The sequence below is a fragment of the Rhodococcus sp. BP22 genome (assembly GCF_014281965.1).
Lineage (GTDB): Bacteria > Actinomycetota > Actinomycetes > Mycobacteriales > Mycobacteriaceae > Rhodococcoides.
In genome coordinates, this window is record NZ_JACFTB010000011.1 from 38,050 (window position 1) to 55,763 (window position 17,714).

14 protein-coding genes and 1 tRNA gene are annotated in these 17,714 nt (G+C 62.8%); 9 read left to right on the forward strand and 6 right to left on the reverse strand.

The genetic code is table 11. From position 1 onward, the window contains the following. Window positions 1–7: 7 nt before the first annotated feature. Window positions 8–790 (reverse strand): SDR family oxidoreductase, encoded by a 783-nt coding sequence (locus H2510_RS19965; protein ID WP_186630033.1) that lies wholly within the window; start codon window positions 788–790, stop codon window positions 8–10. After that, on the reverse strand, window positions 787–1,947 hold the full coding sequence (locus tag H2510_RS19970) for a hypothetical protein (RefSeq protein WP_186630034.1): 1,161 nt from the start codon (window positions 1,945–1,947) through the stop codon (window positions 787–789). The genes H2510_RS19965 and H2510_RS19970 overlap by 4 nt, the downstream gene beginning before the upstream one ends. A 91-nt stretch (window positions 1,948–2,038) precedes the next feature. Here H2510_RS19970 and H2510_RS19975 point away from each other — a divergent pair, with 91 nt between their 5' ends. The 4 genes from H2510_RS19975 to H2510_RS19990 all read left to right on the forward strand — a co-directional run bounded on the left by H2510_RS19975 (window position 2,039) and on the right by H2510_RS19990 (window position 6,888). Continuing rightward, on the forward strand, window positions 2,039–2,935 hold the full coding sequence (locus H2510_RS19975; protein WP_186630035.1) for an IclR family transcriptional regulator: 897 nt from the start codon (window positions 2,039–2,041) through the stop codon (window positions 2,933–2,935). 94 nt (window positions 2,936–3,029) lie between these two features. Continuing rightward, the gene (gene cysD / locus H2510_RS19980; protein ID WP_186630036.1) at window positions 3,030–3,941 is read left to right on the forward strand and encodes a sulfate adenylyltransferase subunit CysD; all 912 of its coding nucleotides are present in this window, start codon (window positions 3,030–3,032) and stop codon (window positions 3,939–3,941) included. Beyond that, window positions 3,941–5,782: an adenylyl-sulfate kinase gene (gene cysC, locus H2510_RS19985; protein ID WP_186630037.1), complete on the forward strand. Its 1,842-nt coding sequence runs from the start codon at window positions 3,941–3,943 to the stop codon at window positions 5,780–5,782. The genes cysD and cysC overlap by 1 nt, the downstream gene beginning before the upstream one ends. Continuing rightward, on the forward strand, window positions 5,776–6,888 hold the full coding sequence (locus H2510_RS19990) for a 3'(2'),5'-bisphosphate nucleotidase CysQ (RefSeq protein ID WP_397517398.1): 1,113 nt from the start codon (window positions 5,776–5,778) through the stop codon (window positions 6,886–6,888). The genes cysC and H2510_RS19990 overlap by 7 nt, the downstream gene beginning before the upstream one ends. Here the strand turns inward: H2510_RS19990 and H2510_RS19995 are convergent. Next, window positions 6,885–7,766, reverse strand: a complete 882-nt coding sequence (locus H2510_RS19995) for a hypothetical protein (protein ID WP_186630039.1) — start codon at window positions 7,764–7,766, stop codon at window positions 6,885–6,887. The two genes, H2510_RS19990 and H2510_RS19995, sit on opposite strands and share 4 nt — an antisense overlap. A gap of 50 nt (window positions 7,767–7,816) precedes the next feature. After that, a tRNA-Arg gene (locus tag H2510_RS20000) sits at window positions 7,817–7,889 on the reverse strand. A gap of 119 nt (window positions 7,890–8,008) precedes the next feature. On the opposite strand from H2510_RS20000, the gene H2510_RS20005 reads away from it, so the two are divergent. Continuing rightward, a complete protein-coding gene (locus H2510_RS20005; RefSeq protein ID WP_186630040.1) occupies window positions 8,009–10,423 on the forward strand; it encodes a phosphoketolase family protein in 2,415 nt (804 codons plus the stop codon). A gap of 19 nt (window positions 10,424–10,442) precedes the next feature. Here H2510_RS20005 and H2510_RS20010 read toward each other — a convergent pair whose 3' ends face one another. Both H2510_RS20010 and H2510_RS20015 read right to left on the reverse strand, forming a co-directional pair. Next, window positions 10,443–11,138: a DUF305 domain-containing protein gene (locus H2510_RS20010; protein WP_186630041.1), complete on the reverse strand. Its 696-nt coding sequence runs from the start codon at window positions 11,136–11,138 to the stop codon at window positions 10,443–10,445. Continuing rightward, entirely contained in the window at window positions 11,135–12,052 is a 918-nt protein-coding gene (locus tag H2510_RS20015) for a DUF3105 domain-containing protein (protein WP_186630042.1), read from the reverse strand. The genes H2510_RS20010 and H2510_RS20015 overlap by 4 nt, the downstream gene beginning before the upstream one ends. Before the next feature lie 222 nt (window positions 12,053–12,274). Here H2510_RS20015 and argS point away from each other — a divergent pair, with 222 nt between their 5' ends. The 4 genes from argS to thrC are packed head-to-tail and all read left to right on the forward strand — an operon-like array spanning window position 12,275 to window position 17,710. Further along, window positions 12,275–13,927, forward strand: a complete 1,653-nt coding sequence (gene argS, locus H2510_RS20020) for an arginine--tRNA ligase (protein WP_186630043.1) — start codon at window positions 12,275–12,277, stop codon at window positions 13,925–13,927. Beyond that, complete coding sequence (gene lysA / locus H2510_RS20025; protein WP_186630044.1) at window positions 13,924–15,345, forward strand: diaminopimelate decarboxylase; 1,422 nt, start codon at window positions 13,924–13,926, stop codon at window positions 15,343–15,345. The genes argS and lysA overlap by 4 nt, the downstream gene beginning before the upstream one ends. After that, a complete protein-coding gene (locus H2510_RS20030) occupies window positions 15,342–16,646 on the forward strand; it encodes a homoserine dehydrogenase (RefSeq protein ID WP_186630045.1) in 1,305 nt (434 codons plus the stop codon). The genes lysA and H2510_RS20030 overlap by 4 nt, the downstream gene beginning before the upstream one ends. Further along, window positions 16,643–17,710: a threonine synthase gene (gene thrC / locus H2510_RS20035; RefSeq protein ID WP_084346439.1), complete on the forward strand. Its 1,068-nt coding sequence runs from the start codon at window positions 16,643–16,645 to the stop codon at window positions 17,708–17,710. Before H2510_RS20030 ends, thrC begins: the two co-directional genes overlap by 4 nt. Window positions 17,711–17,714: the final 4 nt, after the last annotated feature.

Genomic DNA, 17,714 nt, shown 5'->3' on the forward strand with positions numbered 1-17,714 from the left:
TGCGCTCCTAGTGGTGGTATTCGCCGCAGTTGACGTCGAGGCATTGGCCGGTGATCGCTCGAGCCGACGGGGAAGCGAGGAATACGACGGCGTCGGCGATCTCGTCGGGTTCGGGCAGCCGTCGCAGGTCCATCGTTGCTGCAGTTTGCTCGTAGATCTGTTCGCTGCTGATGCCGTATTTCTTCGCCATGTGGTCGAAGTAGCCTTTGAGCGATTCTCCCCAGATATAGCCGGGCGCAACAGTATTGACCCGAATTCCCTGCGGACCCAGCTCGCTGGCCAGAGTTTGCGACATGGCGAGCAATGCTGCTTTGGCGATCTTGTAGCCGCCGTACTTGGGCTGCGAGTGCCTAATTACGGCCGAGTTGATCATGACGATCGAGCCGGTCGACTCTGCCAACGCCGGGGTGAACAACTGCGAGAGGCGCAGCGTTCCGAACAGTGACAGTTCCAAACCCTGTCGGATGACGGCAGGGTCGGTGTGGGCGAGGTCTTTCATCGACGGTATCGCGAAGGCGTTGTTGACCAGTACGTCGACGTGGCCGAACTCCGCGACTGCACGGGTGACCAGTGCCCCCGAAGAAGCTTCGTCGGTGATATCGGTCGGGACGGTGATCGCCGTTCGGCCGAGTTCGGCAATTTCTTTGCCGACCTCGAGAAGGTAGCTTTCGGTGCGTGCGGCCAGCACCAGATCGGCACCCGCGGCGGCGCTGCGTAGTGCGATGGACCGGCCGAGGGATGGTCCGACACCGGAGACGACGACAACTTTGCCGTCGAGTTGTCCCGTCATCCGAGCATCCTTCGTCCGACAGCGTCGCGACGGGCGGCGATGCGCAGGGCAAAGTCCTCCGGTGAAATCTTGTTCGCGTCGTAGTGCGGTAGATGCGAGGAAATGTCGTCGAAGTCGACTACTTCTACGGTAGGTCCATCTGCCGCGGTCATCTCGCGAGAGACTCGTTGCCATCGAAACTGTGCGTAACCGCGGGCATGACCTGTCGTTTCGATCCAGTTGGTCACCTGCGGGTTTCGTTCGCTGACCACCATCCTGATGTAACCGTCCGGATCGGTCTGCGCCTGCTCTGCAGTCAACGAAGTTTGGTGGTTGATGTAGTCGAGGGAGATGTACCACATGCTGCCCAGCTGGAACCCTTGATACGGTGCGTCGGACACGGGCACCGTGATGATCATGGCCTGGTCCTCGCGCAGTTCGTAGTGACCGGCCGAAGAATACTGGGTGCTCAATCCTCCTGGCGTGAGCCGCGGTTCGGTGAGGGTGTTGACGTCGAGATTGAGGTAGAACCACTGCGGGAACTGCAAAAAGGTGTGGATACGGCCGAGGAGCATCTTGCCGGCGGTGGAGTAGCGTTTCGCCACAGATTCTTTCGTGGGCGGCGCGGGGGATTCCCCTGAGGTGCCTGCTCGATGGATGGTGAGCGTGCCCCGGGCCGCAGACCAGTCGTTGTAGACCTCGCGGACAACCAGCATCGAGGAACCCTCGCCGAGGGTGAAGTGGTTGGGCAGGTCGGAAGGGCGACCGAAGTGCACTTCGAACGAGCCGTCGTCGGCGATGTCGATCGAGCGATCGTCGAAGGCGGTCAAGCTGTCCGGGACATCGACGGGGGAGTAGTCACCCTTGAGTATCTGGAAGCTGAGATCGGTTGTGGTGCCTCGTGTTCCGCGCACGATGTATTCTGCATCGTCACGAATGTTGGCATGAAAGTAGAGCGTGTCGGGGTTGTCGAGGCCCATCTTCGTGTACGGGCCGGTCGAACTCGCGAAGAATGGAAATTCCTTGTCGTACGCCCAGGCCATCTGAATGGATGCGCGGATACTGCCGGCGAGGTAGTCGTATCCCTCGAGCAGGTCCTGTTCTGTTCGTATGTGCGGAGCGTCTTCGATAATCTTCTCGGCCGCTGCGATTGCTTCTGCGAGTGAATCGGTGAGCACACCCATCTCCTCGTGCTTAGTGGTACAAATATGTACCGATGTGGTAGAACGAGATCTGTATCGACAATAGAACGTGTTCTAGGAAGGGTCAATGAGTAGTCGCAACTCGCCACCGACGGACCGAGTCGTCGCGGTCCTGGACTTCATGGTTGCCAGGAGTGACCGACGGTTCGGACTCTCTGCGCTGGCACGTGAACTCGGCCTGAGCAAGCCCACCTGTCTGGGCATCCTGACCTCACTGGTCGGCGCTGGATATCTGGTTCGCGACCCTGTTTCGGTCACCTACGGCCTCGGTCCCGCGCTGATCGCCGCCGGGCGTGCGGCGCAGCAGGGGTTCGCGGTCGGCCCGCTCGCGCGCACGCACCTCGAAGCTCTCAGTGCGCGATACGACACGACGTGCACGGCTTCGGGCGTGGTCGGTGATCGCATCACCATCCTCGAGTTGACCTGCCCCGACGGGCGGCAGGCTGCCGTGAAGGTGGGGCAGGTCTATCCGTTCGCGCCGCCAGTAGGGCTCATGTACGTGCTGTGGGATACCGACGAGCGGCTCGATTCGTGGCTGGGTCGTGAACCGACACTGCCGGTCCGGATGGACGTCGCTCATCTTCGCCGCGTGGTCGACGAGTGCCGCAGAACCGGGTATCTAGTCGAGACGTTGACGGCTGTGGGGCAGAGGCTGCACACCGTCATGGCGGGTGTTGCCGCACATGATCTTCCGGGGGAGGTTCGCGAACTCCTCGGTGAGATGGTGTCCGGTCTGGGTGAGCGGGTGTACCTGGGCGCGGAGGAGGCTGGTGCCGACGCTGCGCACGAGGTCAGTGTCATCGCGGCTCCGACGTACGACGCGCAGGGTCATCAGTCGTTGGTGCTGACTCTGCATGTCGGAGCGTCGATTTCGGGCGAGGACATTGCCGAGCGTGGGCAAGCGCTCGCTGCTGCTGCCTCTGCGATCACGGCGGAAGTAGGCGGTCGTGCGCCGACCCGTTGACCAATACTGAAACACGTTCTATTCTTCGATCACGGATTTGAACCGCGCCGGTCCAAATATGGACCGATGCGTTGTGATCGGAGGGCCCTCACCGATGTCGACCTCGTACGAACTCACGCACCTTGCTGCGCTCGAAGCGGAAGCCGTCCACATCTTCCGCGAAGTCGCCGCTACCGCCGAACGTCCGGTGCTGCTGTTCTCCGGTGGCAAGGACTCGGTGGTGATGCTCCATGTGGCAGCCAAAGCCTTCTGGCCCGCCCGACTCCCGTTCGCCGTCATGCACATCGACACCGGTCACAATTTCGACGAGGTCCTGTCCTTCCGCGACCGCGCGGTCGAGCACTTCGGCGTCAACCTGACCGTGGCCAGCGTGCAGGACGACATCGACTCCGGACGCTCGATCGAGGAGAGCGGGCCGGGGGTCAGCCGAAACCGACTCCAGACCGCGACCCTGCTACGTGCGATTTCCGAGAACTCGTTCGATGCAGTGTTCGGTGGTGCCCGTCGGGACGAGGAGAAGGCGCGTGCGAAAGAGCGTGTCTTCAGCTTTCGTGACGAACATGGCCAGTGGGATCCACGCCGTCAGCGCCCGGAACTGTGGCAGTTGTACAACGGCCGTCACCGGCGAGGCGAGCACTTTCGGGTGTTTCCGCTGTCGAACTGGACCGAACTCGATATCTGGCAATACATCGAGGCAGAGCAGATCGAACTCCCACACATCTATTACGCGCACAATCGCACGGTCGTGCCACGAGCCGGAATGCTGCTGGCAGTCTCGAGATTCGTACCGGTGCTGCCAGGGGAAGAACCCTTCGAGGGGACGGTCCGCTTTCGTACCGTCGGCGATGCGACCTGCACCGGGTGTGTGCAGTCCTCGGCCGCCGATGCGCACGACGTCGTACTGGAAGTCGCGGCCAGCAGAATGACCGAGCGTGGCGCGACGCGGGCCGACGACCGTATTTCGGAGGCCGGAATGGAAGACCGCAAGAAGGAAGGTTACTTCTGATGTCGCAACTGCTTCGAGTAGCTACGGCGGGAAGCGTCGACGACGGCAAATCGACACTCATCGGTCGGCTCCTCTACGACTCGAAGGCGATCTTCGAGGATCAGTTGGAGGCCGTGGAGAAGACCAGTCGTGAACGTGGCGGCGACACAGTCGATCTCGCACTGCTCACCGACGGACTGCGCGCCGAGCGGGAACAGGGCATCACGATCGACGTCGCGTATCGCTACTTCTCCACGCCGAGAAGAAAATTCATCATCGCCGATACGCCGGGGCACCAGCAGTACACCAGAAACATGGTCACCGGCGCTTCCACCGCCGATCTTGCGCTGATACTCGTCGATGCGCGTCACGGGATCCTCGAACAGACGAAGCGACATGCGTTTCTCTCGTCGTTGCTCGGTATCCGACATCTCGTGTTGTGCATCAACAAGATGGATCTCGTCGACTATTCGTGCGCTCGGTACGAGGAGATCAAAGCGGAGTTCCGCGAATTCGCGATGAAACTCGAAGTACCCGATCTAACATTCGTACCGATGTCGGCCATCGACGGGGACAACGTCGTCCATCGCACCGCGCAGATGCCCTGGTACGAGGGGAGCTCGCTTCTGCACCACCTCGAGGACGTCCACGTTGCTTCCGACCGCAACCTCATCGACGCCCGATTCCCGGTCCAATATGTAGTTCGGCCGAAACACAGCTCCGGCGAGCATGCCGACTTCCGGGGGTACGCAGGCACCGTGGCCAGCGGAGTGTTCAAACCCGGGGACGAAGTCGTTGCGCTCCCCTCCGGATTCGTCACCAGAATCGCAGCGGTGTGGGGGCCGGGTGGAACGCCGGTCGACGAGGGGTTCGCGCCGTCGGCGGTATGTATCGAACTCGAGGACAAGGTCGACGTCGGACGTGGGGACATGCTGTGCCGTCCCAACAATCGTCCGCTCGTCGGAACAGAGCTCGATGCCATGGTCTGTTGGCTCGCCGAGGGCGCACAGTTGCGCAGTGACGACCGGTACGTGCTGATGCACACCACGGCGTCGACACCAGCGAGGGTGGAAAAGCTGGACTACCGGCTCGACGTCAATACTCTGCATCGTGACGAAGCTGCACAATCGTTGAGTATCAACGACATCGGCCGAGTGCAGATCCGCACGCACAATCCGATCCTGTTCGATCCGTACCGACGCAACCGAGTCACCGGCAGCTTCCTGCTCGTCGACGAGTCGTCCGGAGCCACCGTCGCCGCCGGGATGATCACCGGCCCCACGTTGTCGGCAGCGAAAGTCGTCTGGCATTCGTCCCGTGTCGCCCGCGAGGAGCGTGCAACGCTCGGCGCCACGATCTGGTTGACCGGCTTGTCGGCTTCGGGAAAGTCGACCGTGGCAGCGGAACTGGAACGGTTGCTGGTGGCGTCGGGGCGACCGGCGTATCGGTTGGACGGAGACAACCTGCGTCACGGGCTCAATTCCGATCTCGGGTTCGATGCAGCCGACCGCACCGAGAACGTACGGCGAGTGGGGGCAGTCGCCCAATTGATCGCCGACGCCGGAGTGGTCGCGATCGCCTGTCTCATCAGTCCGTACCGCGAAGACCGCGACGAGGTGCGGAAGGTGCACGAGAAGGCCGGACTGCCCTTCTTCGAGGTGTTCGTCGACACTCCGTTCGACGTCTGCGCAGCGCGCGACCCGAAAGGTATGTACGCCAAAGCTATTGCTGGTGAGATCACCGGCTTCACCGGGGTGGACGACCCCTACGAAGCGCCCGAGCACCCCGAGTTGGTGCTTGCCGCTTCCGACGGTGATCCGGCAGCCCAGGCTGCTCGGATCGTGGAATTGTTGGGATCGTGAGCGCCCTACACTCGGCCGAGGACGATGCACGATTCGCTGCCGACCTCGCCGAGTCCGCGGGCCGATTGCTACTCGAGATTCGTGAGCGCGAAGGACGAACTACCCAGGGTCGGGAACTCGGCAGGCTCGGCGACACCGAAGCCGACGCCCTGATTCTGGGCCGGTTGGCAGGTGAACGCCCCAGCGACGCAGTACTTTCCGAAGAGTCGGCCGATGATCTACGCAGGCTGGATGCGGCCCGTGTATGGATCATCGACCCACTCGACGGCTCCCGCGAATACGGCATCGACGGTCGAGCAGACTGGGCAGTGCACGTGGGCCTGTGGGAAAAAGACAAGGGGATGACAGCGTCGGCAGTCGCCCAGCCTGCGCTGGGCGTCGTCTACTCGACGGCCGACGTCACCGGCCCGCCGCCGCAGTCGGGTAGGCCCACACTTGTGGTCAGTGACTCTCGGCCGCCCTACTACATGGACGATCTCGCCCGCGCGGTCGATGCCGACGTCGTGACCATGGGTTCGGCAGGTGCCAAAGCCATGGCAGTCGTACGCGGGGAGGTCGACGCCTACGTGCATTCCGGTGGACAGTGGGAGTGGGACTCGGCAGCTCCCGTCGGCGTCGCACTCGCAGCGGGTTTGCATTGCTCCCGTATCGACGGAACACCGTTGCGGTACAACCAGTCCCACCCGTATCTTCCGGACTTGCTGATCTGCAGGCAGGAGCTCGCGCAACAGCTCCTGGCGGGAATTGCCACCTACGCCACGCGTGAGGTGGATTCCGGTCGCGTCGCGATGGCACGTGAATACATCAAGGCTCTGCTCAGTCACGATGCCACCAAGGTCCGTCTCGCCGACGGGTGTCGACGTGTGGAGAACGGCCAGCAGACCGGTGACACCGGAGCGTTCATCAGGGACGAACTCGAGAACGGCGCCCAGTACACGCCGATCATCGGCATCGGCGAGGTAGAGATCCGCGAATGGGGAACCAGCGTCGTGGCACGCTTCTCCCTCGAATTCGACGGCGGTATGTCGGTGGCAGTGACCGAGCACTTCGACATTCCGGCCGGCGATATCGTCGCCATCACGGCGATCATCGAACCGGTAGGTTAGCGGCCCAGACCGTCCAGCGTGCTGCGTAACTCGGCAGTTCTCGCTTCGGCACCGGTGAGGACTCGTCGTAGGCGTCGTGCTTCGCGATCGGCCGACTTCTCGGTTGTGCGGGCTGCGGCCTCTTCGACCTCGGCGTCGTGGAGTTCGGCACGTAGGCGGGCCAATCGCTCCTTGATCGCGGAAAGGTCCGAGGACGCGGCTTCCGCCGCCGCATCGGCAGCGTCGACGGCCTCGCGGGCGGCCTCTTCGTCCTCCTGGGCGTCGGTGAGCTGTTCGCGGGCTTCCTCGAAACGCTTGTGGGCTTGCGCGAGGGCCGCGTCTTCACGTGACTTCGCTTTCGTTTCCGCTTGTGGTTCCTGGGGGGTGTTCTCGGGCTCGGGTGCCAGGGTGAGCACTGCGGGCCCGAAACCGCTGTAGGACTCCGCAGTCACGACGCGGCCTGCCTGCACCCGTGCGCCGATCTCGGGGTCCGCGAGCGCGGCGCCCAGTGTCTGTCCGACTTCTCGTGCCGCATTCTCCGTGCTCGGGTGGCCGTGTTCGCGAGCAATCTCCACGGCCCGACGCGTCAGCGCGCGAATCGACTGTGCGCGCGCGGCGGAAAGTTCCTTGAGTTTTTCGGCCGATGATCTTCGTTGCGCCTCGCGCAAGCTGTTGCCGATATCGAACAGTTCGGCAATGTCTTCGGGTTCTTCGCGTACGAGGAGGTTGACCATCCATGCGACAGTCGTGGGTTTACGGAGCTTGCCGATCGAGGCGGCGAGTTTTCGGTTGCCGGATTCCTTGGCCGCTGCAACCGCGGCTGTGCGCGCGGCGACGAAGTTTTGTGGATCGACGGCACACAGTTCGGATGCGGTGTTGTCGAGTTCGGTATCGGCCACGACCCATGTTTGCATCAAGGGTGGCAATAGGAAAGCGTGTGACGCAGGTGTGCCCCCGGCAGGATTCGAACCTGCGACCTTTCGCTCCGGAGGCGAACGCTCTATCCCCTGAGCTACGGGGGCGCGCCGGACATGTGTGTACTGAAAATCCGGCGTGCCTGTGGGCGGGTCCAAGACTAGCGCATCCCATCCGTCACCTGAAATCACCCTCGTGTTGACCTAGAAGGAGGACAGTCTGTGGCATGCACGTAGACGAAAGGACCCACGTGAGCGATCATGACTATTCGAGCGAAGATCTGGACCTCGATCTGAGGTGGTGGGCAGCTGCCAACTACCTGACCGTGGCCCAGATCTACCTGAAGGACAACACGTTGCTGCGTGAGCCTCTCACCGCGGCGCACATCAAGCCGCGTTTGCTGGGGCACTGGGGGACCAGCCCGTGCCTGTCGATGATCTACACCTTGCTCAACCGAAACATCAAGGACACCGGCGCGGATTGGCTGTACGTGACGGGCCCCGGCCACGGCGGGCCGGCACTCGTCGCGTCGACCTATCTCGAGGGGACGTACTCGGAGATCTATCCGCATATCTCGCGGGACACCGAGGGTGTGCACCGTCTGTGCCGTCAGTTCTCCTCGCCCGGTGGCATTCCCAGTCATGTGAGTGTGCAGACGCCGGGCAGTATCCACGAGGGCGGCGAGCTCGGGTATGCGCTCGTACATGCCGGTGGTGCAGCGTTCGACCGGCCGGATCTGACGGTGGCGTGTGTGATCGGCGACGGTGAGGCCGAGACCGGCCCTCTTGCAGGCTCGTGGAAGTTGCCGGCGTTTCTCAACCCGCGCCGCGACGGTGCCGTGCTGCCGATTCTGAATCTCAACGGAGCAAAAATTGCAGGGCCCACGGTATTCGGACGCACCAAAGACGCGGACATCGTCGACTTCCTGCACGGTCAGGGTTGGGACCCGGTCGTCGTTTCCGGTGATGATCCCCGCCTCGTTTTTCCAGCCCTCGAAGAGGCAATACGAAACTCGCACAGCAAAATTCGCGCCATTCAAGATGCAGCACGATCAGGCGGTGCCCCCGCCCAGGTGCGATGGCCGGCCATCATCGTGCGCACCCCGAAGGGGTGGACAGGGCCGCACACCGTCGACGGGGTCCTGGTAGAGGGGACCTTCCGGGCCCACCAGGTGCCGCTGTCAGGAGTGCGGAGCAACCCCGCACATCTGGCGCAGCTCGAATCCTGGATGCGCTCGTACGAGCCGGAGGCCCTGTTCGACGCCGACGGCGCTCTCGTTCCCGAACTCGCTGCATTGGCACCGTCGGGGGACAAGAGAATGGGATCGACGCCGTACGCCAACGGTGGCAGACTCCTTCAGCCTCTGCGGATTCCGCCGCTCGAGAAGTACGAAATCGCGATCGAATCACCCGGAGCAGGTTTTCACGAGACGACCCGGGTCCTCGGTGAACTCATGCGCGACATCTACGCCGACAACAAACGCCCCGACGGTGGTGGCAACTTCCGACTGTTCTGCCCGGACGAGACGTCGAGCAATCGGCTGGCTGCGGTGTTCGAGGAGACCGATCGATGCTGGCAGCTGCCGACCGAGGAGTGGGACGACCATCTTTCGGCGGATGGTCGCGTCATGGAGGTGCTCAGTGAGCACCTCTGCGAGGGCTGGTTGGAGGCATACGTTCTCGCAGGCGGGCACGGCATCTTCGCCAGCTACGAGGCGTTCGCGATGGTAAGCGTGTCGATGATGATCCAGCACGTGAAATGGCTACAACATGCAGCCGACCTGCCGTGGCGTGAACCCGTCGCGTCACTGAACGTTCTGTTGACCAGTACGTGTTGGCGAAATGATCACAACGGGTTCTCGCACCAGGGCCCAGGAATGATCGATGCCGTCATCCCGCTCTCACCTGCGGTCGTTCGAATTTGGCTGCCGCCGGACTCGAACACGTTGCTGTCGATTTCCGATCACTGCCTGCGCAGTCGTGATCATGTCAATTTGATCGTCGTCGACAAACAGCCCCATCTGCAGTATCTGACCCTCGAGCAGGCCAACGCACATTGCGCGGCGGGAGCGTCGATCTGGGAGTGGGCGGGAACCGAAACCGACTCCGACGGCGCCCCGAACGAGCCCGACGTCGTCCTCGCCGCGGCGGGGGATGTTCCCACGCAGGAGGTACTTGCGGCGGCGGAGATCTTGCGTGAATGGGTTCCGTATCTGCGGGTTCGGATGGTCAACGTCGTCGATCTGATGGCGTTGATGACTCCGGACGAGCATCCGCACGGCTTCCCGGAGGACAAGTTCGTGGGTCTGTTCACCGCCGACACCGACGTCGTATTCGCATTCCATGGTTACCCACGCGCAGTCCACGAGCTACTGCACGGCCGCACCGGCGCGGGTCGCTTCCACGTCCGTGGGTTCAACGAACAGGGCACCACTACAACGCCGTTCGACATGGTGGTTCTCAATAAGATGAGTCGGTATCACCTCGTACTCGAGGCGTTACGGCGATCGCGTCGAGTACCAGAAAACGGCAGTGAGCTCGTGAAATTCTGCAATGCGCAATTGGTTCGGCATGCGAGCTACATCGTCGAGCACCTCGAGGATATGCCCGAGGTGACCGACTGGACGTATTCCGCACGCTGACGCGAGCCGAAGGTTCGACTTAGTTGAAAGGGAGTGGTTCGGCGCCACGCTCGGCGAGCATCTGCTTCATGAGCGTGGCTTCACCCTCCTGCGTCGAGATCATCGACTGTGCGAGCCGAACCAGCGCAGGCGTCTCCGCGTGATCCGCGGCGTATTCCATCATCGCGAGCCCACCCTGATGATGTCGCAGCATCAACTGCAGGAACATCACGTCGACGGCTGGGCCGGTCGCCTTCCGCAACGCGGCCAGCTCGTCGTTCGTTGCCATGCCCGGCATGGCTGCCATCGAGCCGGTTTCAGCAGGCTTCATCGATGCCATCGAATGGCCGTGCTCGTCACCGGACATCCAGCCCATGTAGCCGTCCGGGCCCACGGGGGAGCGGTCCCAGACCGCGAGCCAGCCTTGCATCTGACCGACCTGGTTCTGCTGGGAAGTCAGCATGTCGAACGCCAAAGTCTTCACGCGCTGATCCTCGGCGTTGGTCAACGCGACAGCGGACATGTCTATCGCCTGGTTGTGATGCACCGACATGTCCTGCGCGAAACCGACATCGACCGAGTCGGCGGCAGGAACCGAGTCGTCCCCGCCGAGAAACGTAGTGCGCGCGAGGAAGCCGAGTGCGAAACCGACCGCAATCGCGGCGACGATGCCGAGAATCAGCAATGCCGTCTTCTGGCTCCGTACGGCCCGGGGCCGCTCCTCTACCGACGTCATGGTGTCGGAGCCTGCTGCTGCAGTTCAGGGGGCAACTGCAGATCGCTCGGAAGTTGCAGACCGGCCGGTAGACCCGCGGTGCCCGCACCCGACATCTCACTCGCGTCCGGAGTGATCCCTGCACCATCCATCGGCACAGCCTCAGCACCGGGCGCCGACGGATCGAACGGCGGTGGATTGTCAGGATCGAACGAACCTGGAATGGTCGCGCAGCTCGCGCCGACCTCCGGGTACGCGTAGCGGTTCAGACGCAGCGCTGCGATGAACTGGCCGATCCGCTCGTCGTCGACACTGTCCAACTTGAGCTGGTGGCCCCACGACTGCAAAGAGACCGGCGTATCCATCCCTGGGTACGGCGACATCATCATGTACGACTCGCCGTCGACCTTGTCGGCCAGCTGAGAAATTTCGTCCTCGCTCAGTTCATCGGGGTTGTATGTGACCCAGACGGCGCCGTGCTCGAGGCCGTGCACTGCGTTTTCTGTGCGGATGGCTTCCGGATAGACGACGCCGGTGCAGGTAGCCCACACCGCATCGTGCGGACCACCGAACGGCGGCAACTGGTCGTACGCGACGCGTTGCTCGGGAGAGACGTGCAGCGCAGCGGGGTAGTCCATCTTCACTACATCGGCGATCGACGACGAGGGGTCCTGGTTGCTTTCGCTCGGCGCGAACTTCTGCGCCTCGGCCTGGTCCTGATACTTGGGGAAGAGGTTGACGGCCAGGATCGCGACCAGGCCGACGACGACGACCACGGCACCGATGGTCAGCCAGGGAACCTGCGGTCCACTCTTGGCCAATCCACCTTTGACGGCTGGTATGCCCCTGTTCTTCTTTTTTGCGCCTTTGATGGCCTTGTTGGCTTTGGCGGCCGACTTCTTGCCCTGACCGCCGCTCTCTTCACCCGTGGGCATCGCTGTCGTCGCTCTTTCCGTTGTGGGGCGTGTGCCGGAGCACACAAAGCTGGCAGGCTCCACGACAAGATGGCGACCGTTATCGCAGAGCGCCACTACTGTACGTTCTCCGCTCCGAGCGGACCCTTCGAGGGAGCTGCAGCGGTGACGGTGGTCTCGAGTAGGTCTGGTGTAGGTACTGGCTGCGAACCAGCCGTGCTCCAGACCATAAGATGGTTACCTGTGACTCCCGCCGACCTTGCCGAACTGCTACGCGCGACCGCCGCGAAGGTGCTTGCCCAACGCGGCCTCGACGTGTCCGTGTTGCCCCCGACGCTGACGGTCGAGCGTCCGCGGAACCCTGAGCACGGCGATTACGCCACCAATGTTGCTCTCCAGGTTGCCAAGAAGGCGGGCGCGAATCCGCGTGACTTCGCCGGATGGCTCGCGGAAGCACTTGCCGCCGAGTCCGCTATCGCCAGCGCCGAGGTCGCCGGGCCCGGGTTCCTCAATATCCGGCTTGCCGCCGATGCCCAGGGCGCGATCGTTGCGCAGGCCCTCGCCGAGGGCGCCGCCTACGGTAACGGCACCTTGCTCGACAACATCAAGGTCAACCTCGAATTCGTCTCCGCCAACCCGACAGGTCCGATCCACCTCGGTGGTACCCGGTGGGCCGCCGTCGGTGACGCCCTCGGCCGGATTCTTTCGGCACAGGGAGCCGAAGTGGTGCGTGAGTACTACTTCAACGACCACGGCGCGCAGATCGATCGTTTCAGCCGCTCGCTCATCGCGGCAGCAAAGGGCGAACCGGCACCCGAAGACGGGTACGCGGGTGCCTATATCGGTGAGATCGCAGCAGCGGTACTGGCCAAGAACCCACAAGCACTCGCCCTGTCCCCGGACGACGCGGCCGAGACATTTCGGTCCATCGGCGTCGAGCTGATGTTCGATCAGATCAAGAAGAACCTGCACGAGTTCGGTGTCGACTTCGACGTCTACTTCCACGAGAACTCGCTTTTCGAATCCGGCGCCGTCGAGCGGAGCGTGGAGTACCTGAAGAATTCCGGCAGCCTGTACGAGGCCGATGGAGCATGGTGGCTCAAGAGCACCGACTACGGCGACGACAAAGATCGCGTCGTCATCAAGAGTGACGGCAACGCCGCGTACATCGCCGGCGACATCGCGTACTTCCAGGACAAGCGCCGCCGTGGGTTCGATCTGTGCATCTACATGCTCGGCGCCGATCACCACGGGTACATCGGTCGACTCAAGGCCGCTGCGGCTGCCTTCGGTGACGATCCGAACACGGTCGAGGTGCTGATCGGTCAAATGGTCAACCTGGTGCGTGACGGTGTCGCCGTGAAGATGAGCAAGCGCGCGGGCACGGTCATCACGTTGGACGATCTCGTCGATGCCATCGGCGTCGACGCGGCTCGATACGCCCTGGTCCGGTCTTCCGTCGACTCGAGCATCGATATCGACTTGGAACTGTGGGCCAGTGAGAGCAGCGAGAACCCGGTCTATTACGTGCAGTACGCGCACGCCCGGCTCGCATCGCTCGCTCGCGGCGCCGTCGAATTGGGAGTCACCGCTGAAAACCCGGATCTGAGCCTGCTCACGCACGAGCAGGAAGGCGAGTTGATCAGGACCATCGGCGAGTACCCGAGAGTCGTCGCCAGTGCCGCAGACTTGCGTGAACCACACCGCATCGCCCGCTACCTGGAAGAATTGGCTGGTGCTTACCACCGTTTCTATGGAGCATGTCGTGTACTTCCACAAGGAGACGAGGAGCCAGGCCCAGTGAATACCGCACGTTTGGCGTTGGGTAGTGCAACCAGGCAGGTGCTGGCCAATGGGCTTGCTCTGCTCGGGGTCAGTGCACCGGAGCGAATGTGAGCGCACATCCCGCCGGACCGAAGCATGCCGCAACCCTGATCGGGGACACCGTGACCGAAAAGCCCGCAACTGCATCGGACATGACGAGGCTTCCCGCGCATGTCTATCCGCGCAACGCCGAACGCGCCGACGACGGCGTTGTCTCCCTGGCCGGAGTGCCGGTCACGGAGTTGGCAGCCGAGTACGGAACCCCGTTGTTCGTCATCGATGAAGACGACTTCCGTTCGCGTGCAAAGGAAATGGCTGTCGCGTTCGGTGATCCCGCACGCGTTCACTACGCGTCCAAAGCGTTCTTGTGCGGGGAAATTGCGCGCTGGGTCGCCGACGAAGGGCTCTCGCTCGACGTGTGTTCCGGCGGCGAGCTGAGTGTCGCCCTTGCCGCGGGGTTCCCGGCCGACCGAATTGCCATGCACGGCAACAACAAGTCCGTCGCAGAACTGACTGCCGGCGTCACCGCCGGTGTCGAGCATGTGGTCCTCGATTCGATGATCGAGATCGATCGGCTCGACGCGATCGCCGGTGAGTTCGGCGTCGTTCAAGATGTCCTCGTCCGCGTGACTGTCGGAGTCGAGGCGCATACGCATGAATTCATCGCAACTGCCCACGAGGATCAGAAGTTCGGCTTCTCGCTAGCGGACGGTTCGGCCCTCGAAGCTGTCCGCCGAGTGTTCGCGGCAGGCAACCTCCGGCTCGTGGGACTACACAGCCATATCGGGTCGCAAATCTTCGAGGTCGACGGATTCGAACTGGCTGCACACAAGCTGATCGGCATGCTGGCAGAGGTGGTCTCCGAATTCGGCGTGGACAAGACCGCCCAGATTTCGACGATCGACCTCGGTGGCGGCATGGGTATTTCATATGTACCGAGCGATGACCCGCCACCGATCGATCAGCTCGCAGCCAAGCTGAAGTCGATTGTCGCGACCGAATCCGCTCGGGTCGGTCTGCCTGTTCCGAAGGTCGATGTCGAACCCGGTCGCGCCATTGCAGGTCCTGGCACTGTAACTCTGTACGAGGTCGGAACCATCAAGGACGTCACCGTCGATGCCACGACGCGCAGGCGCTACATCAGCGTCGACGGTGGAATGAGTGACAACATCCGTACCTCGCTGTATCAGGCGGAGTACGACTGTCGGCTTGCCTCGCGAGACAGTGAGGCCGAGGGGGTTCTGGCGCGTATCGTCGGAAAGCATTGCGAGAGTGGCGATGTGGTGATCAAGAATACTTGGATGCCGAGTGATGTCGGTCCGGGTGATCTGCTGGCGGTAGCTGCGACGGGTGCTTACTGCTACTCGATGTCGAGCCGCTACAACCTGCTTACTCGACCTGCCGTGGTGGCAGTGAAAGACGGAAAGTCCCGCCTCGTTCTGCGCCGGGAGACATTGCAAGATCTGCTCAGCTTGGAGGTGCAACCATGACATCGAAGAAGACCATAGGCATCGCGGTGCTCGGACTCGGGAACGTCGGCAGCGAAGTAGTACGCATACTGACCGAGAACGCCTCGGATTTCGAAGCGAGAGTCGGTGTTCCCCTGGAGATCCGGGGTATCGCCGTACGTCGAATCGACGGAGATCGCGGGGTCGACCCGGCTTTGCTCACCGATGACCCTTCCGCGCTGGTGGATCGTGACGACGTCGACATCGTGGTCGAGGTCCTCGGTGGGATCGAGGTACCGCGCAAGCTGATCCTCGCCGCGCTGGAGAAGGGCAAGTCGGTGGTGACCGCCAACAAGGCGCTGCTGGCGGAATACACCGGAGAGTTGGCAGACGCAGCCGAGAAGTCGCGCGCCGACCTGTACTTCGAGGCTGCGGTCGCCGGTGCCATTCCCGTCGTCCGTCCGCTCATGCAGTCCCTCGCAGGCGACCGTGTCAACAAAGTGGCCGGAATCGTCAACGGCACCACCAACTTCATCCTGTCCGCGATGGACGAGACAGGTGCGGACTACGCCGAGACATTGGCCGAGGCAGGGCGGTTGGGCTACGCCGAGGCGGATCCCACCGCCGACGTCGAAGGCTACGACGCGGCATCGAAGGCAGCCATCCTTGCGTCGATCGCATTCCATACTCGCGTGACGGCAGGCGACGTCTACCGTGAAGGCATCAGCAAGATCACCTCGGCCGACCTGGAGATGGCGCGCTCGCTCGACTGCACCATCAAGCTGCTCGCTCTCTGCGAGCGCATCACCACACCCAATGGCCAGGACCGAATCTCGGCGCGTGTGTATCCGGCATTGGTTCCGCTGGACCACCCGCTGGCCACAGTGAACGGCGCGTTCAATGCCATCGTCGTCGAGGCCGAGGCTGCCGGACGTCTCATGTTCTACGGGCAAGGTGCCGGCGGCGCTCCGACCGCGTCTGCCGTTCTCGGTGACCTCGTCATGGCTGCCCGAAACAAGTTCTACGGTGGCCGTGGCCCGCTGGAATCCAAGTACGCAAAGCTGAAGATTGCTCCCATGGGCGACATAACCACCAGGTACTACGTCAACATGCAGGTGGCCGACCGCCCAGGTGTGCTGGCCACCGTCGCTGCAGAATTCGCCAACCACGATGTGAGCATCTCGACCGTGCGTCAACAGGGTTCGGGCGACGGCGCCTGCCTGGTCGTCGTCACTCATTTGGCGTCGGATTCCGCGTTGTCCAAGACCGTGTCGGCGTTGGAAAAGATGGACGTCGTCACCTCCGTTTCAAGCGTTCTCCGATTGGAAGGCACCACCGTATGAGCGTCCACACCCCCTGGCCAGGCCTGATCGAGGCGTACCGTTCTCGCCTCGCGATCGGTCCCGACTGGAAGACCGTGACGCTGCTCGAGGGCGCAACTCCGCTCATCCATGCAGAGCGACTGTCCGAGCTCACCGGTTGCGAGGTCCATCTGAAGGTCGAGGGCTTGAACCCGACCGGGTCGTTCAAGGACCGCGGTATGACGATGGCCGTCACCGACGCGCTTGCGCGCGGGCAAGAAGCTGTTCTGTGCGCCTCGACCGGCAACACCTCGGCGTCCGCTGCGGCCTACGCAGCAAAGGCCGGCATGGGCTGCGCGGTCCTCGTCCCCCAGGGGAAGATCGCCATGGGCAAACTTGCCCAGGCAGTCATGCACGGCGCGAAGATCATTCAGGTGCAGGGCAACTTCGACGATTGCCTGGAACTCGCGCGCAAGACCACCGCAGAGTTTCCGACGATCGGACTCGTCAACTCGGTGAACCCTGTTCGCATCGAAGGCCAGAAGACAGCGGCATTCGAGATCTGTGACGCAATGGGAAATGCTCCCGACGTCCATGTGCTGCCGGTAGGCAACGCAGGCAACATCACTGCGTATTGGCGCGGCTACTCGGAGTATTTCCGGGACGGCCTCACCACGGTCAAGCCGCGGATGCTCGGAGTGCAGGCCGCAGGTGCGGCACCGCTTGTACACGGAGCGCCCGTTGCCGAGCCCGAAACGATCGCCACTGCCATTCGTATCGGGTCCCCGGCGTCGTGGAACGGTGCAGTCTCGGCCAAAGAGGAGTCGGGCGGTGCATTCCGTGCCGCTACCGACGAGGAAATCCTCGAGGCTTACCGTCTCGTGGCCAAGACCGAAGGCATCTTCGTCGAGCCTGCGTCCGCGGCGAGCATCGCGGGCCTGATTGCGGCGCGTAAGGAAGGTTGGCTCGACAGCGGCCTGACCGTCGTCTGCACGGTCACCGGCAACGGACTGAAGGATCCCGACACGGCTCTGGCTGGAATGCCTGTGGTCGAGCCGATTCCGGTCGATCCGGTAGCTGTCGCGTCGGCCCTCGAGCTGGCGTAGTGGC